General features: G+C 71.3%; 10 protein-coding genes and 2 pseudogenes. 9 read left to right on the plus strand and 3 right to left on the minus strand.

What is annotated here, in order from left to right:
- A pseudogene (locus A5624_RS27665) lies at window positions 1-124 on the minus strand (ornithine carbamoyltransferase); the annotation flags it as partial.
- Between the two features lie 21 nt (window positions 125-145).
- Between A5624_RS27665 and A5624_RS21000 the strand changes: the two are divergent.
- From A5624_RS21000 to A5624_RS21040, 9 genes and pseudogenes are all read left to right on the plus strand, one after another.
- Window positions 146-580: pseudogene (locus A5624_RS21000) on the plus strand (ornithine carbamoyltransferase); the annotation flags it as partial.
- The gene (locus tag A5624_RS21005; RefSeq protein WP_066870470.1) at window positions 577-1071 is read left to right on the plus strand and encodes an arginine repressor; all 495 of its coding nucleotides are present in this window, start codon (window positions 577-579) and stop codon (window positions 1069-1071) included. The pseudogene A5624_RS21000 and the gene A5624_RS21005, both read left to right, overlap by 4 nt.
- Before the next feature lie 27 nt (window positions 1072-1098).
- Window positions 1099-2316: an argininosuccinate synthase gene (locus A5624_RS21010; protein ID WP_066870474.1), complete on the plus strand. Its 1218-nt coding sequence runs from the start codon at window positions 1099-1101 to the stop codon at window positions 2314-2316.
- Window positions 2313-3731 (plus strand): argininosuccinate lyase, encoded by a 1419-nt coding sequence (argH, locus tag A5624_RS21015; protein WP_066870477.1) that lies wholly within the window; start codon window positions 2313-2315, stop codon window positions 3729-3731. Before A5624_RS21010 ends, argH begins: the two co-directional genes overlap by 4 nt.
- A gap of 111 nt (window positions 3732-3842) precedes the next feature.
- Entirely contained in the window at window positions 3843-4904 is a 1062-nt protein-coding gene (locus A5624_RS21020; protein ID WP_066870480.1) for a type III polyketide synthase, read from the plus strand.
- A 69-nt stretch (window positions 4905-4973) separates the two neighbouring features.
- Window positions 4974-11354 carry a type I polyketide synthase gene (locus tag A5624_RS21025; RefSeq protein WP_066870483.1) on the plus strand — a complete coding sequence of 2127 codons (6381 nt, stop codon included), beginning with the start codon at window positions 4974-4976 and terminating at the stop codon, window positions 11352-11354.
- Window positions 11355-11376: 22 nt separating this feature from the next.
- Window positions 11377-17742 (plus strand): SDR family NAD(P)-dependent oxidoreductase, encoded by a 6366-nt coding sequence (locus A5624_RS21030; protein ID WP_369827506.1) that lies wholly within the window; start codon window positions 11377-11379, stop codon window positions 17740-17742.
- A 1-nt stretch (window position 17743) separates the two neighbouring features.
- Window positions 17744-20833, plus strand: coding sequence for a type I polyketide synthase (locus A5624_RS21035; RefSeq protein ID WP_066870489.1), 3090 nt, complete (start codon window positions 17744-17746; stop codon window positions 20831-20833).
- 160 nt (window positions 20834-20993) lie between these two features.
- The gene (locus tag A5624_RS21040; protein ID WP_066870491.1) at window positions 20994-22055 is read left to right on the plus strand and encodes a type III polyketide synthase; all 1062 of its coding nucleotides are present in this window, start codon (window positions 20994-20996) and stop codon (window positions 22053-22055) included.
- 32 nt (window positions 22056-22087) lie between these two features.
- Here A5624_RS21040 and A5624_RS21045 read toward each other — a convergent pair whose 3' ends face one another.
- Together A5624_RS21045 and A5624_RS21050 are read right to left on the minus strand one after the other, a co-directional pair.
- Entirely contained in the window at window positions 22088-23884 is a 1797-nt protein-coding gene (locus A5624_RS21045; RefSeq protein WP_066870494.1) for an ABC-F family ATP-binding cassette domain-containing protein, read from the minus strand.
- Between the two features lie 24 nt (window positions 23885-23908).
- Complete coding sequence (locus tag A5624_RS21050; protein WP_066870497.1) at window positions 23909-24595, minus strand: PAS and ANTAR domain-containing protein; 687 nt, start codon at window positions 24593-24595, stop codon at window positions 23909-23911.
- Window positions 24596-24653: the final 58 nt, after the last annotated feature.

Consider the following 24653-nt stretch of genomic DNA (forward strand, 5'->3'; position numbering starts at 1 on the left):
CGACGAACGCCGGGTCGGGGGTGAAGCCGTCCGGGGCGGCGATCGTGACGTGGATGCCGGCCGTGACCCCGCCGAGCATCAGCGAGTGCGCCATGTTGTTGGCGCCGTCGCCCAGGTAGGTCATCTTCAGACCGCGCAGTGACCCCTTGCGCTCGGCGGGGTCACGGCCGGCATCCACGTCACGATCGCCGCCCCGGACGGCTTCACCCCCGACCCGGCGTTCGTCGCCGCGGCCCGCCGGCGCGCCGAGGACACCGGCGCCTCGGTCACGCTCACCGCCGACGCCGGCGCGGCCGCGCGCGGTGCCGACGTCCTGGTCACCGACACCTGGACGTCGATGGGCCAGGAGGACGAGGGGCTGGACCGCCTCACACCGTTTCGGCCCTACCAGATCAACGCCGACCTGCTGTCTCTGGCCGACCCGGAAGCCATTGTGCTGCACTGCCTTCCGGCACACCGCGGGGAGGAGATCACCGACGAGGTGATGGACGGGCCGGCCAGCGTGGTCTTCGACGAGGCCGAAAACCGGTTGCACGCCCAAAAGGCGCTGCTGGCCTGGCTTGTGGAGCGGCGGTCATGACCCGCTCGAAGAGCGCTCCCGAAACCACCCGGGCCGGCCGGCAGGACCGCATCGTGGCGATCCTGTCCTCGGCGTCGATCAGCAGCCAAAGCGAGCTGGCGGCCCGGCTGGCCGACGAGGGCATCGAGGTCACCCAGGCCACCCTGTCGCGGGACCTGGAGGAACTGGGCGCGGTCAAGCTGCGCGGCGCCGACGGCGGCGTCGGGGTTTACGTCGTCCCCGAGGACGGCAGCCCGGTGCGGGGCGTGTCCGGCGGCACCGCGCGACTGTCCCGGCTGCTGGGCGAACTGCTGGTGTCCGCCGACGCCAGCGCCAACCTCGCGGTGCTGCGCACGCCGCCGGGCGGCGCCAACTATCTGGCCAGCGCGATCGACCGCGCGGCGCTACCGTACGTCGTCGGCACCATCGCCGGCGACGACACCGTCTTCGTGGCCGCCCGAGAGCCGATGACCGGCGCCGAGCTGGCCACCACCTTGGAAAAACTCACGTAAGCGCTTCAAGTATAAGGAGATTGGTTCATGTCAGAACGCGTCATCCTGGCGTATTCCGGCGGTCTGGACACCTCGGTGGCCATCAGCTGGATCGGCAAGGAGACCGGCCGTGAGGTCGTAGCGGTGGCGATCGACCTCGGCCAGGGCGGCGAGGACATGGAGGTCATTCGCCAGCGGGCCCTGGACTGCGGCGCGGTCGAAGCCGTCGTCGTCGATGCCCGCGACGAGTTCGCCGAGGGCTACTGCCTGCCCACCATCCTGTCCAACGCCCTCTACATGGATCGCTACCCGCTGGTGTCGGCGATCAGCCGGCCGCTGATCGTCAAGCACCTGGTGGCGGCGGCCCGCGAGCACGGCGGCAGCATCGTCGCGCATGGCTGTACCGGCAAGGGCAACGACCAGGTCCGGTTCGAGGTCGGATTCGGGTCGCTGGCACCCGATCTCGAGGTGCTGGCGCCGGTCCGCGATTACGCCTGGACGCGCGAGAAGGCCATCGCGTTCGCCGAGGAGAACGCCATCCCCATCAACGTCACCAAGCGCTCACCGTTCTCCATCGATCAGAACGTGTGGGGCCGGGCGGTGGAAACCGGCTTCCTGGAACACCTTTGGAACGCCCCCACCAAGGACGTCTACGCCTACACCGAAGACCCCACGCTGAACTGGAGCACGCCCGACGAGGTGATCGTCGGCTTCGAGCGCGGCGTGCCGGTGACGATCGACGGCAAGAAAGTGTCGGTACTGCAGGCCATCGAGGAACTCAACGCCCGCGCCGGCGCGCAGGGCGTCGGCCGGCTCGACGTCGTCGAGGACCGGCTGGTGGGCATCAAGAGCCGTGAGATCTACGAGGCACCCGGCGCCATGGTGCTCATCACCGCCCACACCGAGCTCGAGCACGTCACGCTGGAACGCGAGCTGGGCCGGTTCAAGCGGCACACCGATCAGCGCTGGGCCGAGCTGGTTTACGACGGGCTGTGGTACTCACCGCTGAAGGAGGCGCTGGAGAGCTTCGTCGCCAAGACCCAGGAACACGTGACGGGCGAAGTGCGAATGGTGTTGCACGGCGGCCATATTGCGGTCAACGGCCGGCGCAGCGCCGAATCCCTGTACGACTTCAACCTGGCCACCTACGACGAGGGTGACAGCTTCGACCAGTCGGCCGCAAAGGGTTTCGTCTACGTGCACGGGCTGTCGTCGAAGATCGCCTCGCGCCGGGACCGGACGTTGCAGGGCCCGGCCGACGCGTGAGCACTCGCGAAGGGTCGTTGTGGGGCGGGCGGTTCGCCGACGGCCCGTCGGATGCGCTGACCGCGCTGAGCAAGTCCACCCACTTCGACTGGGTGCTGGCCCCCTACGACATCGTCGCCTCGCGGGCCCACACCGTGATCCTGTTTCGCGCCGGGCTGCTGACCGAGGAGCAGCGCGACGGACTGCTGGCCGGCCTCGACCAGCTCGCCTCCGACGTCGCCGACGGCAGCTTCTCGCCGCTGGTCACCGACGAGGACGTGCACGGGGCGCTGGAACGCGGACTGATCGACCGGGTCGGGCCCGACCTGGGCGGGCGGCTGCGGGCCGGCCGGTCGCGCAACGACCAGGTGGCCACCCTGTTCCGGATGTGGCTGCGCGACGCGGTGCGCCGGGTCGCCGCCGGGGCGCTCGACGTCGTCGCCGCGCTGGCCGCCCAGGCCGCCGCCCACCCCGGCGCCATCATGCCGGGCAAGACCCACCTGCAGTCCGCCCAACCGGTGCTGTTGGCCCACCACCTGCTGGCCCACGCCCACCCGCTGCTGCGCGACGTCGACCGGATCGTCGACTTCGACCGGCGCGCCGGGGTGTCGCCGTACGGCTCGGGCGCGCTGGCCGGATCGTCGCTGGGCCTGGACCCCGACGCGATCGCCGCGGAACTGGGCTTCGCCGCCGCCGCCGACAACTCCATCGACGCCACCGCATCCCGGGATTTCGCCGCGGAGGCCGCCTTCGTGTTCGCCATGATCGGGGTGGACCTGTCCCGGCTGGCGGAGGACATCATCCTGTGGAGCTCGACGGAATTCGGCTACGTCAAGCTGCACGATTCGTGGTCGACCGGCAGCTCGATCATGCCGCAGAAGAAGAACCCCGACATCGCCGAGCTGGCGCGCGGCAAGTCCGGCCGGCTGATCGGCAACCTGACCGGCCTGCTGGCCACGCTGAAGGCCCAGCCGCTGGCGTACAACCGTGACCTGCAGGAAGACAAGGAGCCGGTGTTCGACTCGGTCGCCCAGCTGGAGCTGGTACTGCCGGCGATGGCCGGGCTGGTGGCCAGCCTGACCTTCGACGTCGAGCGGATGGCCGCTCTGGCTCCGGCCGGCTACACGCTGGCCACCGACATCGCCGAATGGCTGGTGCGCCAGGGCGTGCCGTTCCGGTCGGCGCACGAGGCCGCCGGGGCCGCGGTGCGCGCCGCCGAGCAGCGGTCCGTCGGACTCGACGAGCTGACCGATGACGAATTGACCGCCATCAGCCCCGATCTCACGCCGCAGGTGCGGGAGGTCTTGACGATCGAGGGGTCGGTGTCCTCGCGTGACGCGCGCGGCGGCACCGCGCCGGCGCGGGTCGCCGAGCAGATCGAAACCGTCCTGGCCAGCGCCGATCGGCTCAAAAGCCGGCTGGGTGGCGGCGCCTGAGATGAGCTTGTTTTCCCTGACGGCCGGGGACATGCAGACTAGACTTCGGGCTCAAAGCGATCCGGTTGAACGCCACGGGCCGGGTCCTCGTCACCAAGGGGTGGGAGAAAAATGAGCGTCGTCGCCGGCGTCTTCGGTGCGTTACCGCCGCACCGATACTCCCAGCGCGAGCTCACCGATTTCTTCGTCAGCATCCCGGAGTTCGAAGGCTACGAGGACATCGTCCGGCAGCTACACGCCAGCGCCAAAGTCGGCAGCCGTCATCTGGTGCTGCCGCTCGAGCAGTACCCCGCGCTGACCGACTTCGGCCTGGCCAACCGGATCTTCACCGAACACGCCGTGAAGCTGGGCTGCGAGGCGCTGTCCGGGGCGCTCGACGAGGCGGGGCTGCGGCCCGAGGACGTCGACGTGCTCATCACCACGACGGTCACCGGCCTGGCGGTGCCCTCCGTGGACGCCCGGATCGCCGCGAAGCTCGGCCTGCGCGACGACGTGCGACGGGTGCCGCTGTTCGGGCTGGGCTGCGTGGCCGGCGCCGCGGGGGTGGCCCGCGTGCACGACTACCTGCGCGGCGCGCCCGACGCCGTCGCCGCCCTGATCTCGGTCGAGCTCTGCTCGCTGACCTATCCCGGATACACGCCGTCGCTGGCCGGCATGGTCGGCAGCGCGTTGTTCGCCGACGGGGCCGCGGCGGTGGTGGCCGTCGGCGAGCGTCGTGCCGAACGGTTGGCCGCCAGCGGGCCCAGCATCCTCGACTCGCGCAGCCACCTGTATCCCGATTCCCTGCGCACCATGGGCTTCGACGTGCGAACCACCGGCTTCGAACTGGTGCTGTCCAAGGACGTCGCCGCCGTCGTGGAGCAATACCTCGAAGACGACGTCACCGGGTTCCTCGGAGCACACGGGTTGACCACCGCCGACATCGGCGCGTTCGTCAGCCACCCCGGCGGCCCCAAGGTGATCGAGGCGATCAACGCCGCGCTCGACCTGCCGCCCGAGGCCCTCGAACTGACCTGGCGCTCGCTCGGCGAGATCGGCAACCTGTCGTCGGCGTCGGTGCTGCACGTGCTGCGCGACACCATGGCCAAGCCGCCGCCGAGCGACAGCCCCGGGTTGATGCTGGCGATGGGGCCTGGATTCTGTTCCGAGCTGGTGCTATTGCGTTGGCACTGATCCTCGTCCGCGTTTTTGCGGTGCGACGGCAGGAAGTATCGCCATGAGTGACACGAGAGGCCGCCTGCCATGAACGGCAACACCGAAGAGCTCGTCCGGGCCCTTCGCCAGTCGCTGAAGGAAAACGAGCGGCTCAAGCGCGAAAACCGCCAATACCTGGGCGCGGCAACCGAACCGGTGGCGGTGGTGGGCATGGGCTGCCGGTATCCGGGCGGAGTGAATTCGCCAGAGGCTTTGTGGCAGATGGTCGTCGAGGGGCGCGACGTGGTCTCGGAGTTCCCCGCCGACCGCGGCTGGAACCTGACGGGCCTGTTCGACGACGACCCCGACGCCGTCGGCAAGTCGTACGCCCGATGCGGCGGATTCCTCTCGGAAGTCGGCGATTTCGATGCCGCGTTCTTCGGCATCGCGCCCAGCGAGGCGCTGGCGATGGACCCGCAACAGCGCTTGCTGCTCGAGGTGTCCTGGGAGGCGTTGGAGCGGGCCGGAATTGACCCGGCCACCCTGCGCGGCTCGGCGACCGGCGTGTTCGCCGGGATATTCCACGGCTCCTACGGGGGCCAGGGACGGGTGCCGGGCCACCTGGAGCGATACGGCCTGCGCGGCTCGACGCTGAGCGTGGCCTCGGGCCGGGTGGCCTATTCGCTGGGGTTCGAGGGCCCGGCCGTCTCGGTGGACACGGCGTGTTCGTCGTCGTTGGTGGCTTTGCACCTGGCGGCGCAGTCGTTGCGTTCCGGCGAGTGCGATCTGGCGCTGGCCGGCGGCGTGACGGTGATGGCCACCCCGGCGATGTTCATCGAGTTCAGCCGCCAGCGGGCGCTGGCCGCCGACGGCCGGTGCAAGGCGTACGCGGGCGCCGCCGACGGCACCGGGTTCTCCGAAGGCGTCGGGGTGCTGGTGCTGGAACGGCTGGCCGACGCCCGCCGGCACGGGCATCCGGTGCTGGCCGTGGTCCGCGGATCGGCGGTCAATCAGGACGGCGCGTCCAACGGCCTGGCGACACCCAACGGGCCATCGCAGCAACGGGTGATCCGGGCGGCGCTGGCCAACGCGCGGCTGGACACCGCCGACGTCGATCTGGTCGAGGGCCACGGGACGGGCACCACGCTCGGCGATCCCATTGAGGCCCAGGCGGTTCTGGCCACCTACGGCCAGGACCGGCCGGCCGATCGGCCGCTGTGGCTGGGCTCGATCAAATCGAACATGGGTCACACCTCGGCCGCGGCGGGGGCCGGCGGGGTGATCAAGATGGTGCAGGCGATCCGCCACGGGGTGATGCCCAAGACGCTGCACGTGGATGAGCCGACGCCGCACGTGGATTGGACGGCCGGGGCGGTGTCGCTGCTGACCGAACGGCGGCCCTGGCCGGCCGTGGACCGGCCGCGGCGCGCGGGCGTCTCGTCCTTCGGCATCAGCGGCACCAACGCGCACGTCATCGTCGAGCAGTACGCCGCGGAGCTCGAAAACGCCGCGCCCCCAGGCGATGACGTCATCGTCCCGTGGGTGCTTTCGGCCCGTTCGGGTGAGGCGCTGGCGAATCAGGCCGCGCGGCTGCTGGCCCGCGTGAAGGCCGATCCCCGGGTGCGGGTGCTGGACGTGGGCTGGTCGCTGATCGCGACGCGGTCGCGCTTCGAGCACCGCGCGGTGGTCGTGGGCGCCGACGGCGCGCAGTTGCTGCGCGGGTTGGCGGCCCTGGCGGCCGGCGAGCAGGGCGCGGGCCTGGTGGTGGGCCGGGCCCAGCCGATGAGCAAGACGGTGTTCGTGTTTCCCGGCCAGGGCTCGCAATGGGCCGGCATGGGTGCCCAATTGCTGGACAGTTCACCGACATTCGCCGAACACCTGCAGCTGTGCGACAAGGCGCTCGCCGAGCACGTCGACTGGTCGCTGATCGACGTCATCCGCGGGGTGCCGGGCGCACCCGGATTGGACCGCGTGGACGTGGTGCAGCCGGCGCTGTGGGCGGTGATGGTGTCGCTGGCCGAACTGTGGCGCTCGGTGGGCGTCACACCCGACGCGGTGATCGGCCATTCGCAGGGCGAGATCGCGGCGGCCTACGTGGCGGGCGCCCTGTCGCTGGAAGACGCCGCCCGGGTGGTCGCGCTGCGCAGCCGCTTGCTGGTGCGGTTGTCGGGCCGGGGCGGCATGGTCTCGCTGGCCTGCAGCCTGCCGCGCGCCGAGCAGCTCATCGCCGCCTGGGGCGACCGGCTCAACATCGCCACCGTCAACGGCGTTGCGGCGGTGGTGGTCTCGGGCGAGGTGGACGCTCTGGCGGAGCTGATGCAACGGTGCGAGGCCGACGACATCCGGGCCCGCAAGATCGACGTCGACTACGCGTCCCACTCGGCGCAGGTGGAGGCGATTCGGGACCCCCTCGCCGCCGCGCTGGACGGGCTGGCGCCGCGGCCGTCCGCCGTGACCTTGTTCTCCACGGTCACCGGCGAACCGCTGGACACCGCGAGGCTGAACGCCGACTACTGGTTCCAAAGCATCCGCAGCACCGTGCAATTCGAGAAGGCGGTGCGCAGCGCGTGCGATGCGGGCTATCAGGCGTTCATCGAATCCAGTCCGCATCCGGTGCTGATGGCCGCCATCGAAGAGACGATGCCCGACGGCGAGCGGGGGTGCGTCATCCCGTCGCTGGGCCGCGATGACGGCGGCCTGGACCGCTTCTGGCTCTCGGCCGCTGCGGCCCACGTCGCCGGCGTGGCGGTGGATTGGCGGGCCGCGCTGTCCGGTCTCGATGGCCGCCGCGTCGACCTCCCGACGTATGGCTTTGTCCGGCAACGCTTTTGGCTTCCTGGCGGGTCGACCGGGTCGCAGGACGTCGCCACCCTGGGCCTGGCCGCGGCCGAGCACGGCCTGCTGGGCGCGGTGGTGCCGCGGCCCGATTCCGGCGGCGTGGTGCTGACCGGCAGGTTGTCCACGGCGGCCCACCCGTGGCTGGCCGATCACGCGGTCGGCGACACGGTGTTGTTCCCGGGTGCGGGGTTCGTCGAGTTGGCCATCCGCGCGGGCGACGAGGTCGGTTGCGGGGTGCTCGACGAGCTGACCATCTCGGCGCCCTTGCTGCTGCCCGCGGCCGGGGACGTGCGGGTGCAGCTGGTGGTCGGCGTCCCCGACGAGTCGGGCCGCCGGCGGCTGGCAGGGTATTCGATTGACGCGCAGCCGGATTCGGAGTGGGTGCTGCATGCCGAGGGGTTGCTGCGGCCGGGCGCCGTGACACCGGACGCGGACCTCTCGAGCTGGCCGCCCGCCGGGGCGACCGCGGTGGACGTCACCGACGCATATGAGCGGCTGGCGCGGCGCGGCTACGACTACGGCGGTGCCTTCAAGGGCCTGCGAGCGATGTGGCAGCGCGGCGACGAGATCTTCGCCGAGGTCGCCGTGCCCGACGATGCCGCCGCCCCCGACGGCGGCTTCGGAATACATCCGGTGCTGTTGGATGCCGCGCTGCACGCGCTCGGTGTCGCCGCCGGGAACGACGACACCGTGCTGCCGTTCTCTTGGCAGGGCGTGTCGCTACACGCGTCGGGTGCGTCGCGGGCGCGGGTCCGGATCGCACCGGCCGGCGCCGGCGCCGTCTCGGTGGAATTGGCCGACGGGGCGGGGCTGCCGGTGCTCTCGGTGCGGTCGTTGGCCATGCGGCCGGTCGCGCCGGGGCAGCTGACGGCGGCGGCCCCCGCCCGCCGACCGCTCGGCGAGGGCCTGCTCGACGTCACCTGGTCGCCGGTCGCGCTGGGCTCCGGTGGCGTCGCCGTGACGCTGTGGGAGCCGGGCGATCACGGCGGCGACGTGGTGAAGTCCGTGCACGCCGCGACCGCCGAGATCTTGGCGGTGCTGCAGTCGGAGTTGCGCGACGAGAACGCCGGGGTGCTGGCCGTGCAGACCCGCGGCGCGGTCGCCCTTGCCGGCGAGGACGTTTCGGACCTGGCCGGTGCGGCGGTGTGGGGCCTGGTGCGCTCGGCGCAGGCGGAGCAGCCGGGCCGGGTGGTCCTGATCGACTCCGACGGCTCGGTCGATGTCAGCGCGGTGATCGGTTGCGGCGAGCCGCAAGTGGTGGTTCGCCAGGGCGTCGCCTATGCGGCGCGATTGCGGCCGGTGCGCGCCGGTTCCGCGGTCGAGTTGCCCTCCGCGGGCTGGCGATTGGATGCCGGCGGCGAGGGTACCCTCGAGGACCTGGTCGTAAGCCGTTGCCCGCACCCGGAATTGACCGCCGGGCAGGTGCGGGTCGCGGTGGCCGCGGTCGGGGTCAACTTCCGCGACGTCCTGGTGGCCCTGGGAATGTATCCGGGCGGAGGCCGGCTGGGTGCCGAGGGCTCCGGCGTCGTCGTCGAGGTGGGCCCCGACGTGACCGGCCTGGCCGTCGGAGACGCGGTGATGGGGTTGCTCGGGGTCGTCGGTTCGGAAGCGGTGGTGGATCAGCGCGTGGTGACGCCGGTGCCGCCGGGGCTGTCGCTGGTCGAGGCCGCGGGCGTGCCGGTGGTGTTCCTGACCGCGCTGTACGGGCTGTCGGTGCTGGGCGGGCTGCGCCCCGGTGAGCGGGTGCTGGTGCACACCGCCACCGGCGGGGTGGGCATGGCCGCGGTGCAGCTGGCGCGGCATTGGGGCGCCGAGGTGTTCGTCACCGCCAGCCGCGGCAAGTGGGACACCCTGCGCGCGATGGGATTCGACGACGACCACATCGGCGATTCGCGCACGACGGAGTTCGAGAAGACGTTCGCGTCCTCGACCGGCGGCGCGGGCTTCGACGTCGTGCTCAACTCCCTGGCCGGCGACTTCACTGACGCGTCGTTGCGGCTGCTGGCTCCCGGCGGTCGCTTCATCGAGATGGGCAAGACCGACGTGCGGGATCCGCGCGTCGTCGCCGACCAGCACCGGGGCGCGGTGTACCGGGCGTTCGACCTGATGGAGGCCGGTCCCGACCGCACCGCGGCCATGCTGGCCGAGATCACCGAACTGCTGGCGGACGGAATCGTGACACCGTTGCCGCTCAAGACGTTTGATGTCCGCTGCGCCGCGACGGCCTATCGGTACCTCAGCCAGGCGCGCCACATCGGCAAGGTCGCGCTGACCGTCCCGTCGGGTCCCGGTGAGGTGCTCAGCGGCTGCGGCGGTGGCCTGGCCGGGGCCAGCGTGGTGATCACCGGCGGCACCGGCATGGCCGGTTCCGCGCTGGCCCGCCACCTCGTCGAGCGCTACCGGGTGGCCCGCGTGGTGCTGGTCAGCCGGACCGGCGACCGGGGGCCCGGGGTCGCCGAGCTGGTGTCCGACCTGCAGCGCTGCGGCGCGCAGGTGTCGGTGGTGGCCTGCGACGTCGCCGACCCGGAGGCCGCCGCACGGATGCTGGCCGAGATACCGGCGCAGTATCCGCTGCGCGGAATCGTCCATGCCGCAGGGATTCTCGACGACGGGCTGATCTCATCGCTGACCCCGGATCGGGTGGACGCGGTGCTGCGCGCCAAGGTGGACGGGGCGTGGAACCTGCACGAGCTCACCCGGCACCTGGATCTCTCGGCGTTCGTGGTGTTCTCGTCGATGGCCGGGATCGTGGGGACCCCGGGTCAGGCGAACTACGCGGCGGCCAACAGCTTCCTCGACGGGCTGGCCGCCTACCGGCGGGCCCACGGATTGCCCGGCCTGTCGCTGGCCTGGGGCCTGTGGGAGCAGGCGTCGGCGATGACCGCGCACCTCGGCGAGCGCGACAAGGCGCGGATGAGCAGGATCGGGCTGGCGCCGCTGTCCACCGAGCAGGCGCTGGCCGCGTTCGACGCCGCGATGCTGGTGGACGCTGCGGTGCTGGTGGCCGCGCGGGTGGACCGCGCCGCGCTGTCCGACAACATCGCCGCGCTGCCCCCGCTGCTGTCCGAGCTCGTCGCCGGCCCGACCCGGCGCGTCATCGACGACACCGACGTCACCGCGTCGACGGCGGGGCTTTCGGCGCGCCTGCACGGGCTGAGCCCCGAGGCGCGCCACCGCGAGCTGGTCGACTTGGTCTGCGCCAACGCGGCGATGGTGCTCGGGGTGCCCAATCCGGCGGACATCAACTCCAGCAGCGCCTTCGGCGAGCTCGGCTTCGATTCGCTGACCGCCGTCGAACTGCGGAACCGCCTCAAAAACGCCACCGGCCTTACCCTTTCGCCGACGCTGATCTTCGACTACCCGACACCCGTCGCGCTGGCCGCGCATCTCGACACTCAACTGGCCGGTGACGCCGGTGAACCGCCGAACCTGATGGGTCGCTTCAACGACATCATCCGCGAACTGCAGGCGCTGCTCGGCGCGCCCAACTGGAACGCCGACGACAAGTCGGTGCTGCGGGCCCGCATTCACAACCTGCTGGCCGCGGTTGCGCCGAGCCGGCCTTCCGACGCCGAACACCTCGACGACGACCTCGACGCCGCCACCGAAAGCCAACTCTTTGCGATCCTCGATGAAGAACTCGGCCGCTGACCCCCCGCCGCAAGGAGCAACGATGCCGGGCACCTCGCAGCACGTCGACTACCTGAAACGCCTCACCGCGGATCTCAGGCGGACCCGGCGGCGCGTCGCGGAACTGGAGGGCCGGCTCTCCGAGCCCGTTGCGGTGGTGGGCATGGCGTGTCGTTACGCCGGTGGAGTCGAATCGCCGGAAGACTTGTGGGAATTGGTGATTCAGGGCCGCGACACGGTGTCGGACTTCCCGGCCGACCGCGGCTGGGACGTCGAGGGGTTGTACGACCCCGACCCCGACACCAAGGGAAAGATGTACACCCGGCAGGGCAGTTTCCTGGCGGACGCGGGCGATTTCGACGCCGGTTTCTTCGGCATCGGGCCCAGCGAAGCGCTGGCCATGGACCCCCAGCAGCGGATGATGCTCGAGATCTGCTGGGAGGCGTTGGAGCGGGCCGGGATCGACCCCGTCACGCTGCGCGGCTCGGCGACCGGGGTCTTCGCGGGCGTCATCCACGCCGGCTATGGCGGGGAGGTCAAGGGCGAGCTGGAGGGCTACGGGCTCACCGGCTCGACGCTGAGCGTGACCTCGGGCCGGGTGTCCTACGTGTTGGGCCTGGAGGGCCCCGCGGTGTCGGTGGATACCGCGTGCTCGTCGTCGTTGGTCTCCATGCATCTGGCCGCGCAGTCACTGCGGTCCGGGGAGTGCGATCTGGCGCTGGCCGGTGGCGTGACCGTGATGGCCACCCCCGCGGCCTTTGTCGAGTTCAGCCGCCAGCGTGCGCTGGCCCCCGACGGTCGCTGCAAGGTGTATGCCGGTGCGGCGGACGGGACTTCGTGGTCGGAAGGCGCCGGCGTCCTGGTGCTGGAGCGGTTGGCTGACGCCCGGCGGCTGGGGCATCCGGTGCTGGCGGTGCTGCGCGGTACCGCGGTCAATCAGGACGGCGCGTCCAACGGTCTGACCGCACCCAACGGGCCATCGCAGCAGCGCGTCATCCGGGCGGCGCTGGCCAACGCCGGGTTGACGGCCGCGGACGTGGATGTGGTCGAGGGCCATGGGACCGGGACGGTGCTCGGCGACCCCATCGAGGCCCAGGCGCTGCTGGCGACGTACGGGCAGGATCGCGCCGCGGACCGCCCGCTGTGGCTGGGGTCGATCAAATCCAACATCGGCCACACCTCGGCCGCGGCCGGGGTGGCCGGGGTGATCAAGATGATTCAGGCGATCCGGCACGGGGTGCTGCCCAAGACGCTGCACGTGGACATCCCGTCGCCGCACGTGGATTGGTCCGCCGGCGCGGTCTCGCTGCTGACCGATCCGCGGCCGTGGCCCGACCACGGCGGGATACGGCGGGCGGGCGTCTCGTCGTTCGGGATCAGCGGCACCAACGCGCACGTCATCGTGGAGCAGCCCCCCGCGACCCTCGACGAGGATACCGAGCCGGTTCTGGAGACGCCCGATTTGGTTGTGCCATGGGTGCTTTCGGCCCGATCGCCCGAGGCGCTGACGGGTCAGGCGCAACGCTTGCTGGACCGGCTGAACGTCGAGGCGGGCCCGCGGGCGGTGGACGTGGGCTGGTCGCTGGCGACCACCCGGGCGGCCTTCGAGCATCGCGCGGTGCTGATCGGCGCCGACCGGGCCGCCCTGAGCGCGGGGTTGGCGGGTTTGGCGGCCGGGCGCCCCGATCCGGCCGTGCTGGTCGGCCGGACCCGGTCGGTGGGCAGGCGAGTGTTCGTGTTTCCGGGGCAGGGTTCCCAGTCGCTTGGCATGGGTGCCGAACTGTACCAACGTTTTCCGGTGTTCGCGCAGGCCTTCGATGAGGCCATCGCGGCGGTGGACGCGCACACGCGGCTGCCGCTGCGCGACGTGATCTGGGGCACCGACCCGCAGTTGTTGCAGAGCACCGAATTCGCCCAGCCGGCACTGTTCGTGGTGGAGATCGCGTTGGCCGCGCTGTGGCAGTCCTTCGGCGTCACACCGGATGTGGTGATCGGCCACTCGGTGGGCGAGATCGCCGCGGCGTGCGTGGCCGGGGCGATCTCGCTGCCCGACGCGGCCCGGCTGGTGGCGGCGCGCGGTCGCCTGATGGCCGCGCTGCCGGCCGGCGGGGTGATGATCGCCGTGGCCGCGACCGAGGACGAGGTGGCCCCCCTGCTGAACGGCGCCGTGAGCATCGCGGCGGTCAACGGCCCGCGTTCGCTGGTGCTCTCCGGTGAGCAGGCCGCGGTGGGGGCGGTCGCCGACCGGTTGGCCGCCGGTGGCGCGCGGGTGCACCGGCTGGCGGTCTCGCACGCGTTTCACTCGCCGTTGATGGAACCCATGTTGGACGACTTCGCGGCGGTGGCGGCCGGGGTCTCGGCGGCCGAGCCGCGAATCGCCTTGGTGTCCAACCTGACCGGGCAACTGGCCGGCCCCGGCTATGGCTCGGTCGCGTACTGGGTGGACCACGTGCGCCGGCCGGTGCGGTTCGTCGACGGCGTGCGGCTGGCGGAATCCCTGGCTGCCGGGGTGTTCCTGGAGGTGGGGCCGGGCGCGGCGTTGACGTCCGCGGTGGAACAGTCCCTGACCGCCGACCGGGCGTCCACGGTGGTCACGATGGCCAAAGGCCGCCCGGAGATCGACTCGCTGTTGCGGGCGGCGGCGGAGCTGTTCACGGCCGGCGCCGACGTGCAATGGGCGGCGGCCTTCGCCGATCTGCATCCCCGGCGTGTCGAGCTGCCCACCTATGCCTTTGTGCGCCGCCGGTTTTGGCTGTCCGGCGATTCGGTGGGGTCGGCCAACATCGCCAGCCTCGGTCTCACCGAGGCCGAGCACGCGTTGCTGGGCGCGGTGGTCGATCGCCCGGACTCCGGTGGTGTGGTGTTGACGGGCCGGCTTTCGGTAGCCGCCCAGCCATGGCTGGCCGACCACGCGGTCGCCGGCACCGTGCTGTTTCCCGGGGCCGGCTTCGTGGAGTTGGCGTTGCGGGCCGGCGACGAGGTCGGCTGCTCGCTGGTCCAAGAGCTCACTCTGTCGGCGCCACTGGTGGTTCCGTCGCCGCCGGCGGCCGGCGTGGTACACCTGCAGGTCGTGGTGACCGCGGCCGCCGAGGCGGGCACCCGCTCGGTCGCCGTGTATTCCCGCGCCGCGCAAGGTGATTGGGTGCTGCACGCCGAAGGCGTGCTCAGCGACGGCGCGACGCGGGAACCGGCCGCCGACCTGTCAATGTGGCCGCCGCCGGGCGCGGACGGAGTGGACGTGACCGGCGCCTACGAGGGTCTGGCGGCCCGCGGTTATGGCTACGGACCGGCGTTTCAGGGGCTGCGCGCCGTCTGGCGAAGGGGCGCCGAGATTTTCGCCGAGGTCGAGCTCCCGCAGCAGGCCGGCGTCTCGACCGCCGGCCTCGGCATCCATCCGGTGGTCCTGGACGCGGCGCTGCACGCGCTGGGGGTGGCCAACGAGCGGATCGAGACCGTCTTGCCATTCTCGTGGCAGGGCGTGAGCCTGTACGCGGCCGGCGCGTCGCGGGTGCGGGTCAGGCTGGCGCCGGCCGGTCCCGGTGCCGTCTCGATCGAGCTGGCCGATTCGTCCGGCCTACCGGTCCTGTCGGTGCGCGAGCTGGTCACGCGCGCCGTCTCGGCCGACCAGTTGACGGCGGCGGTGGCCGCCCGTTCGGGAAGCGGTGAGCTGCTCGACGTGGTGTGGTCGCCGATGTCGTTGCCGGGCAACGGGATCGGGGCGGACTTCACCGTCTGGGAGCCATCGGCGGCGGATGCCGGCGCGGTGGCGTCGGTGTATGCGGCGACGCACGAGGCCCTGGGTGCGCTGCAAAGTCGGCTGGCCGGTGAGGCGGCCGGGGTCCTGGTGGTGCAGACCCGCGGCGCGGTCGGACTGGCGGCCGAGGACGTGACGGACCTGGCCGGTGCGGCGGTGTGGGGGTTGACGCGGTCGGCGCAGGCCGAACACCCCGGTCGCGTGGTGCTGGTCGATACCGACGGAACGCTCGATGTCGCCGCCGTGATCGGTTGCGGCGAGCCACAAGTCGTGGTGCGCGACGGGGTGGCCTACAGCGCCCGGCTGAAACCGGCCGACCGGCGGCCCCTGCTGCAGCTGCCCGACCCGCCGGCGGTGTGGCGGCTGGCCGCCGGCGACGCCGGGACGCTCGAAGATCTCGCCGTCCAGGAGTATCCGCCCGCGCGACTGGAGCCCGGCCAGGTGCGGGTGGCGGTGGCCGCGGCCGGGGTGAACTTCCGCGACGTGCTGGTGGCACTGGGCATGTACCCGGGTGCGGCCCAACTGGGCGCGGAGGGCGCCGGGATCGTCACCGAACTCGGCCCCGGCGTCGCCGATTTGGCCGTCGGGGACGCGGTCATGGGGATCTTCGGGCTGGCCGGTTCGGAGGCGGCCGTCGACCGCCGATTGGTGACCCGGGTGCCGCGCGGCTGGTCGATGGCCCAGGCCGCGGCCGTGCCGGTGGTGTTCCTGACGGCCTATTACGGGCTGTCGGTGCTGGCCGGCCTGCGCGCCGGGCAGCGGGTGCTGGTGCACGCCGCCACCGGTGGGGTGGGCATGGCCGCGGTGCAACTGGCCCGGCACTGGGGGGCGGAGGTCTACGCGACCGCCAGCCGCGGTAAGTGGGACACCCTGCGCGCCATGGGATTCGACGATGCGCACATCGCGGATTCGCGCACGCTGGACTTCGAGCAGCAGTTCGCCGGGGGCGTCGACGTGGTGCTCAACTCGCTGGCGGGGGAGTTCAACGATGCGTCGCTGCGGCTGCTGGGCGCCGGCGGTCGCTTCATCGAAATGGGCAAGACCGATCTGCGCGACCCGGACGACATCGCCCGGGCCCATCCCGGCGTGACGTACCGCGCGTTCGATTTGATGGAGGCCGGCCCCGACCGCATCGCCGAGATGCTGGCGGAATTGCTGAGGTTGTTCGCGGCCGGCGTCCTGGTGCCGTTGCCCGTCAAGGCGTTTGATGCGCGCGGCGCCGCCGACGCCTACCGGTTCGTCAGCCAGGCCCGCCACATCGGCAAGGTCGTGCTCACCATGCCGGGCGGGCCCGCCGGGCTGGCCGGCGGCACCGCGCTGATCACCGGCGGGACCGGCATGGCCGGTTCGGCGGTGGCACGGCATCTGGTCGAGCGGCACCGGGTGCCCCACGTGATGCTGGTCAGCCGCAGCGGTGACCGCGCCGACGGCATGACCGAGCTGGCCGCCGAACTGCGCGACGCGGGAGCGTCGGTGTCGGTGGTCGCCTGTGACGTCGGCGACCGGGCGGCCGTCGCGGCCCTGCTGGCCCGGGTGCCGGCGCGGTACCCGTTGCGGTCGGTGTTCCACGCCGCGGGCGTGCTCGACGACGCGGTGATCGCCTCCCTGACGGCGGCGCGCATGGACACCGTGCTGCGGGCCAAGGTCGACGGGGCCTGGCACCTGCACGAGCTGACCCGGGACCTGGATCTGGCGGCGTTCGTGGCGTTTTCGTCGATGGCGGGCATCGTGGGCGCCCCTGGCCAAGGGAACTACGCGGCGGCCAACAGCTTCCTCGACGCGCTGGCGGCGCATCGCCACGCTCACGGGCTGGCGGGACTATCGGTCGCCTGGGGAATGTGGGAAGAATCCTCCGCGATGACCCAACACCTCGGCGAGCGCGACAAGGCCAGGATGAGCCGCGCCGGGCTGAGCGCGTTGACCACCCGGCAAGCGCTGGAACTGCTGGACGCCGCGTTGCTCGCCGAACACCCCATGGTGGTGGGCACAAGACTCGATCGGGGCGCGCTGGGGCAGCACAGCGCCACGTTGCCGCCACTGCTCAGCCAGCTGGCCGCCCGCCCGGCTCGCCGGATGCTGGAGCACACCGACATGGTGTCCCTGACCGGCCTGCGGGCGCGGCTGGGCGGCATGTCGCCCGAGCAGCGGCACAGCGAACTGGTGGAACTGGTCTGCAGCAACGCGGCCACGGTGTTGGGTCACAGCACCGCGGACGTCCACGCCGACGACGCGTTCGGCGATCTCGGGTTCGATTCGCTGACCGCCGTCGAGCTGCGCAACCGGCTCAAAATCGCTACCGGACTCACCCTTTCGCCCACGTTGATCTTCGATCACCCCACACCGGCCGCGCTTGCCGAACACCTCGGCACCCAGCTCGCCACCGGCGGCCCCGGCGCGGCGGCCGCCACCCCGCCCGACCGGACGGCCCGCTTCGAGGAGATCACCCGCGAACTGCAGGCGCTGCTCAATCAGCCCGACCTCAGTCCCGGCGACAAGAAGCAACTGGTCGCCCGGCTGGAAGGCCTGCTGGACACGGTGCCGGGCTCGGCACCGGCACCGCTGCTGGCACACCCCGAGCACGCGTTCGACGACGACATCTCCACCGCCACCGACAGTCAGCTGTTCGCCATTCTCGACGACGAAGTCGGCCCCTGACTTGCCTCCGACAGACGTCGCGATCATCGGGCTGGCCTGCAGGTTTCCGGGCGCGCCCGACCCGTCCGCGTTCTGGCGCCTGATCCGTGACGGGCGTGAGGCCGCCCAATTGGGCGGGGACGCCGGGGAATTCGACGCGGACTTCTTCAACCTGTCGCCGCGTGAGGCGGCCGCGATGGATCCGCGGCAGCGCCTGGCCCTCGAATTGACCTGGGAGCTGCTCGAGGACGCGTTCGTGGTGCCGGAAAAGATACGGGGACAAGAGGTCTCGGTGTTCCTCGGGGCGATGACGGACGACTACGCGGCCCTGACGCTGCGCGATCTCGTCGACAACCTGGACCACCACACCTTCACCGGCATCAGCCGGGCGATGATCGCCAACCGGGTGTCGTACGCCTTCGGGTTGCGCGGACCCAGCATGACCGTCGACTCCGGTCAGTCGTCCTCGTTGGTGGCGGTGCACCTCGGCTGCGACAGCGTGCGCACCGGGCGGGCGACGATGGCCGTCGCGGGCGGCGTCCACCTCAACCTGTCCGACGAAATCGCCATGCTGGAACGGGAATTCGGTGCGGTATCGGTGTCGGGCCACACCTACGCCTTCGATCGTCGCGCCGACGGCTACGTGCGCGGTGAAGGCGGCGGACTGGTGCTGCTCAAGCCGTTGGCGGCCGCCCTGGACGACGGCGACCGCATTCACGCCGTCATTCGCGGCGGTGCCGTCGGCAACGCCGGGCACAGCGGAGCCGCCCAGACCGTCCCGTCGGCGCGCAGTGAAGCGGACGTGATCCGGCGCGCGCTCGCCGACGCCGGCCTCGACATCGGCGACATCGACTACGTCGAGGCGCACGGCACCGGGACCAAGGTCGGCGACGCGATCGAAGCCCGGGCGCTGGGCGAGGTCTTCGCCGGGCGCGCGCACGATCCGGTGCGGGTCGGTTCGGTGAAGACCAACATCGGTCACGCCGGCAGCGCCGCGGGAATCGCGGGCCTGCTCAAGGCCGCCCTGGCGGTCGAACATGCCGCGATCCCGCCCAGCCTCAACTACACCGACCCCGAGGCCGGGCTGAATCATCTTGGGCTGCAAGTCAACACCGCCCTGGCGGCGTGGCCGTCGGGGGATCGGCCGCGGCGGGCCGGGGTGTCCTCGTTCGGCATGGGCGGCACCAACGCACACCTGATTGTCGAGCAGCCCCCGGCCCAGCGGGACACCGCGCCATCGGATTCGCGGGCGGCCACGGATGGGGTTGTGCCGTGGGTGCTGTCGGCCCGTTCCGAACGGGCGCTGGTTAACCAGGCCCGGCGGCTGTCTGACTTCGTGGCCGACCGGGCCGGCGTGAGCCCCCTCGACGTGGCCCGGTCGCTGGTCGACACCCGGACACTCTTCGAGCACCGCGCGGTCGTGGTGGGTCGCGACGCCGCGGCGCTGACGGCGGGGTTGGCGGCCGTCGCCGCGGGGGAGCCACGGCCGAATGTCGCGGTGGGCCGGGCGGGTTCGTCCGGCGCGACGGCCTTCGTGTTCCCGGGTCAGGGCTCGCAATGGTTGGGCATGGGTCGGCAACTGTACGACCGGTTCGACGCGTTCGCCCGCGCGTTCGACGAGGCCGCCGCGTCGGTGGACGCGCACGTCCGGCTGCCGCTGCGCGAGGTGATGTGGGGCGACGACCCGGAGTTGTTGCGCAGCACCGAGTTTGCCCAGCCGGCCTTGTTCGTGTTGGGCCTCGCGCTGGCGGCCTTGTGGGAATCCTTCGGTGTGACACCGGATGTGGTGATGGGGCACTCGGTGGGTGAGATCGCCGCGGCGTGCGTGGCCGGGGTGCTGTCGCTCGCGGACGCGTCGCGCATGGTGGCGGCGCGAGGCCGGTTGATGGCGCAACTGCCGGCCGGCGGGGTGATGGTGGCGGTCGAGGCCGGCGAAGCCGAGGTCGCCGGGCTGCTGACCGACGGGGTGAGCCTCGCGGCGGTCAACGGCCCCAACGCGGTGGTGCTGTCCGGCGCCGAGGCCCCCGTCGAAGCGCTGGCGGACCGGCTGGCCCGGATGGGTCGGCGCGTGCATCGGCTGGCGGTGTCGCACGCGTTTCACTCGTCGCTGATGCAGCCCATGGTGGCGCAGTTTGCCGCGGCGGTGGCCGACATCGAGGCCAGGCAGCCGCGAATCGGGCTGGTGTCCAACCTGACCGGCCAGTTCGCGGGCGGCGGCTACGGCTCGCCGCAGTACTGGGCGGCGCACATCGGCCAGCCGGTGCGCTTCTTCGAGGGGGTGCGCGCCGCCGAGGCCGCCGGCGCCGGGACCTTCGTGGAGCTGGGCCCGGGCGCGGCGCTGACGGCGGCGGTCGACCAATCGCTGAGCACGCCGCAGGCCGTATCGGTGCCCACGATGGCCAAGGACCACCCCGAAACGGAATCGCTGGTGTTCGCGGCCGCCCGGCTGTTCTCCCGCGGCCTCGACCCGAACTGGGCCGCCGTGTTCGCCGGACGCAACGCCCGGCGGATCGACTTGCCCACGTACGGCTTTGCACGGCAACGTTTTTGGCTGGGATCCGGTGGAGCCGGGGCGGCGCCGCCCGCCACGGCGGCTCGAGCACCCGACCTGGCGCAGCGGTTGCACGGACTGGCCCTCGACGATCAGCACCGTGTGCTGGTCGAATTGGTCTGCGAGCACGCGGCGGCCGTCTCGGGGCATCCCGGCGGCCACGCCATCGACCACGACCGCGCGTTCGGCGACATCGGGTTCGACTCGATGATCGGGGTCGAACTGCGCAACCGTCTCACCAGCCATACCGGACTGGCTTTGTCGCGAACGCTGATCTTCGATTATCCGACGCCGGCCGCGTTGGCCGATCATCTTCGCCGGCAACTGCTGCACGACGAGGCGGGCGAATCCGACGACGAAAGAATTTGGTCGACGCTGCGCAAGATTCCGGTGCGCGAGCTCCGAAGAACGGGAATGCTCGAAAAACTCTTATTGCTCGCCGGCGCACCGGAAACGTCGGCCGCAGACGCACATTCCGGTGCCGACGACATCGACTCGTTGAGCCCGGACGCGTTGATCGCGATGGCGCTGAGCTCGGCGGACGAGGAAGACACCGAGTGATGAATTCCCCACTGGCGGATATGATTACGCGAACAGAAAGACGCCCTAATGAGGCATGTGTTGAATACCAAAGACTTTTGCGCCGCGCTACGGGACGGCATAAACTTCCGGCATTACGCGGAGCCGTATTGAGGTTGGTCGGCAACCAAGAGAGCAGATCATGAGCGTCATCGCGGGTGTGTTCGGCGCAGTGCCGCCGCATCGCTACAGTCAAAGCGAGGTCACCGACCAGGTGGTCAAGTTCCCCGCGCTGGCCGAGCACGAAGAGATCGTCCGGCGCCTGCACGCCGCCGCCAAGGTCAACAGCCGCCACCTGGTGCTGCCCCTCGAGCGCTACCACGAGCTCACCGACTTCGGTGCCGCCAACGAGATCTTCGTCGACAAGGCCGTGGAGCTGGGCTGTGAAGCGCTGCTGGGCGCGCTCGACGAGGCCGGGCTGCGACCGCGGGACATTGACATGATCGCCACGACGACGGTGACCGGCATCGCGGTGCCGTCACTCGACGCGCGGATCGTCGGGCGGCTGGGCCTGCGCCCGGACGTGCGGCGGATGCCGCTGTTCGGCCTGGGTTGCGCGGCCGGGGCGGCCGGGGTGGGCCGGCTGCACGACTACCTGCGCGGTGCCCCGGACGGCGTCGCCGCGCTGGTGTCGGTCGAGCTGTGTTCGCTCACCTTTCCGACGGTCCGCCCGACCGTGTCGGGACTGGTCGGGACGGCGATGTTCGGTGACGGCGCCGCCGCCGTGGTCGCCGCCGGGGACCGTCGCGCCCAGCAACTGAATTCCGCCGGGCCAGACATCGTGGATTCGCGCAGCCGCCTGTATCCCGAATCGCTGCACATCATGGGCTGGAACATCGGCTCGGACGGCGTGCAACCGACGATGTCGCCGGAGCTGCCCAATGTCATCGACCGCTATCTGGCCGACGACGTGAGCAGCTTCCTCACGCCGCACGGGCTGACGAAGGACGACATCGGCGCCTGGGTCACCCACCCCGGCGGCCCCAAAGTGATCGACGCGATCGCCAAGAGCCTCGAACTGCCCCCGGAGGCGCAGGAACTGACCTGGCGCTCGCTGGGGGAGGTGGCCAACCTCTCGTCGGCGTCGGTGCTGCACATCCTGCGCGACACCATCGCCAAACCGCCGCCGGCCGCCAGCCCCGGCCTGTTGCTCGCGATGGGGCCCGGCTTCGGGTCCGAACTGGTGCTGCTGCGCTGGCACTGACGCTCTCGCGAAACCCGTTGCGGCCCAAGTGTTTACTCGAGCAACTCGGAGAGCTCCAACCAGCGTCCCTCCGTCGCGGCGACCTCGTCCTCGAGCGCGCGCAACTCCCGGGTGAGCCGGGTGATGCCGACGTGGTCGGACTGGTCGTGCGCGGCCAGTTCGTGGTGCTTGTCCGCGATCCGGTCCGCCAACCGCGCGAGCTGCCGGTCCAGGGCGGCCACCTCCTTTTCCGCGGCCCGGCGTTGTGCGCCGGACATCGCCTGGGCCTCGGGCAGGGAAGCGGGCCGCGGCGAATCCTGGGCGGCCCGGGCGGTCCGCTCGCCGGCGAGCCGCAGGTACTCGTCGACGCCGCCGGGTAGGTGCCGCAACCGGCCGTCGAGCACCGCGTACTGCTGATCGGTGACCCGCTCCAGCAGATAGCGGTCGTGCGAGACGACGATCAGCGTGCCGGCCCACGAGTCCAGCAGATCCTCCATGGCGGCCAGCGTGTCGGTGTCGACGTCGTTGGTCGGCTCGTCCAGTAGCAACACGTTGGGCTCGGAAAGCAGGGTGAGCAACAGCTGCAGCCGCCGCCGCTCACCGCCGGAGAGATCCTCGACGCGGGCCGACAGCTGGCCTTGAGACCCGCGCACGCCGAAGCCGAGTCGCTCCAGCAGCTGCGCCGGGGTGACCTCGCGGCCGTCGACCTGGTAGCCGCCCTGTAGTCGGCCCAGCACATCGGCGATCCGGTCGCCGCGGACCGCGGCCAGCGCGTCGCCCTGCTGGTCGAGTACCGCCAGGCGCACGGTCTTGCCGCGCTTGACGCGGCCCGCGTCCGGCTCGATGGTGCCGTCGATCAACCTCAGCAGGGTCGACTTGCCGGCGCCGTTGGCCCCGACGATGCCGGTGCGCTCGCCGGGGGCGATCCGCCACTCGACATCGCGCAGCACCGGGCGGCCCCCGAACGAGACCGAGACGTCGAGCAGGTCGACCACGTCCTTGCCCAGCCGGGCGGTGGCCAGCTTGGCCAGTTCGACGGTGTTGCGCAGCGGCGGCACGTCGGCGATCAGCTGGTTGGCCGCCTCGATCCGGAACTTGGGTTTTGACGTCCGAGCCGGCGCGCCGCGGCGCAGCCACGCCAGCTCCTTGCGCATCAGGTTCTGCCGCTTGGCCTCGGCGACGGCGGCCATCCGGTCCCGCTCGACGCGCTGCAGAACGTAGGCGGCGTAGCCGCCGTCGAACGGTTCGACGATTCCGTCGTGCACCTCCCACGTCGTGGTGGCGACTTCGTCGAGGAACCAGCGGTCGTGGGTCACCAGCAGCAGCCCGCCGGTGTTGCGCGCCCAGCGTTGCCGCAGATGCCCGGCCAGCCAGGTGATGCCCTCGATGTCGAGATGGTTGGTGGGCTCGTCGAGCGCGATGACGTCCCATTCGCCGATCAGCAATCGGGCCAGCTGCACCCGGCGACGCTGCCCACCGGACAGGGTGGAAACCGTTGCCTCCCAGGCGATGTCGGAGACCAGCCCGGTGACCACGTCGCGCACCCGCGCGTCGCCGGCCCACTGGTGTTCGGCCGCCTCGCCGACGAGCGTGTAGCCCACGGTGCGGTCCGGGTCCAGGGTGTCGGCCTGGCTCAGCGCGCCGACCCGCAACCCGCTGCGCCGGGTGACCCGCCCGGCGTCGGGTCGTTGCTGACCGGTCAGCAGCCGCAGCAGGCTGGATTTGCCGTCGCCGTTTCGCCCGACGATGCCGATGCGGGCGCCGTCGTTGACCCCGAGCGTGATCGAGTCGAAGACCACCTGAGTCGGATATTCGAGGTGTACGGCCTCGGCCCCAAGTAGGTGCGCCACCGGGCCGACCCTAGCGTCCCGCCGCTAGCCGAGGGTCAGCAGCGCGTGGTCCACCTGGCTTTGGGTTTCCGCCGACGCCTTGCTGGCCACGGCGTCCAGGAAGCGGCTCGCGACGTCGCGCAGCTTCAGGTTCGCCTCCTGGGAACGCCACACCAGGATGTCGAACGCGCGCTCGGCCGAGATGCCGTACGCGGTCATCAGCACGCCCTTGGCCTGCTCGATGCGCGCGCGGGCATCGGCCACCGCCGACAGCACGTTGGTGATGTCGGAGTGCAGGGAGTCGGTGACGTCGACGTAGAACCCGGACGTGCCGGCCAGCGCACCGGTGCCGTCGACCATCCGATCGCCGGCGACGACGACGCACCGGGTGCGACCGGCGGTGTCGATGATGCGGTGCCGGCTGCTGAACGGCTTGCCCTTCATCACGCGGTCGAGCACGGCCGCCACCCGCTCCCGGTCGTCCGGATGCTTGTGTTGCAGCAGCAGTTCCGTGGTGGGCTTGACCTGTCCCGGCTTGTAGCCGTGCATGCGCGCGACCGCGTCCGACCACTCCCAGCGATGGCCGTCGATGTAGAACCAGAACCTGCCGACGCGCTGCGGCTCGCCGAGGCCCAGCACCAGGTCGACCGCACTCAGGTCGCCTTCCTCGACGACGTCAGTCACCACCGGCTCACGGCGCTCAACAGTGTCGTCGCTGGAGTTCACCGTCATGGTGCGATTCCCCAATCGCCGTTGTGAAAACCTTGGCTTGTCAATTCCCGTTTTTGCG

This window comes from Mycobacterium sp. 1482292.6, assembly GCF_001672995.1.
Taxonomy (GTDB): domain Bacteria; phylum Actinomycetota; class Actinomycetes; order Mycobacteriales; family Mycobacteriaceae; genus Mycobacterium; species Mycobacterium europaeum_A.

Excerpts from the sequence above, each read along its gene's own strand:
- A5624_RS21005 (WP_066870470.1), top strand. The coding sequence starts at position 577 with ATGACCCGCTCGAAGAGCGCTCCCGAAACCACCCGGGCCGGCCGGCAG.
- A5624_RS21010 (WP_066870474.1), top strand. The coding sequence starts at position 1,099 with ATGTCAGAACGCGTCATCCTGGCGTATTCCGGCGGTCTGGACACCTCG.
- A5624_RS21020 (WP_066870480.1), top strand. The coding sequence starts at position 3,843 with ATGAGCGTCGTCGCCGGCGTCTTCGGTGCGTTACCGCCGCACCGATAC.
- A5624_RS21025 (WP_066870483.1), top strand. The coding sequence starts at position 4,974 with ATGAACGGCAACACCGAAGAGCTCGTCCGGGCCCTTCGCCAGTCGCTG.
- A5624_RS21030 (WP_369827506.1), top strand. The coding sequence starts at position 11,377 with ATGCCGGGCACCTCGCAGCACGTCGACTACCTGAAACGCCTCACCGCG.
- A5624_RS21040 (WP_066870491.1), top strand. The coding sequence starts at position 20,994 with ATGAGCGTCATCGCGGGTGTGTTCGGCGCAGTGCCGCCGCATCGCTAC.
- A5624_RS21050 (WP_066870497.1), bottom strand. The coding sequence starts at position 24,595 with ATGACGGTGAACTCCAGCGACGACACTGTTGAGCGCCGTGAGCCGGTG.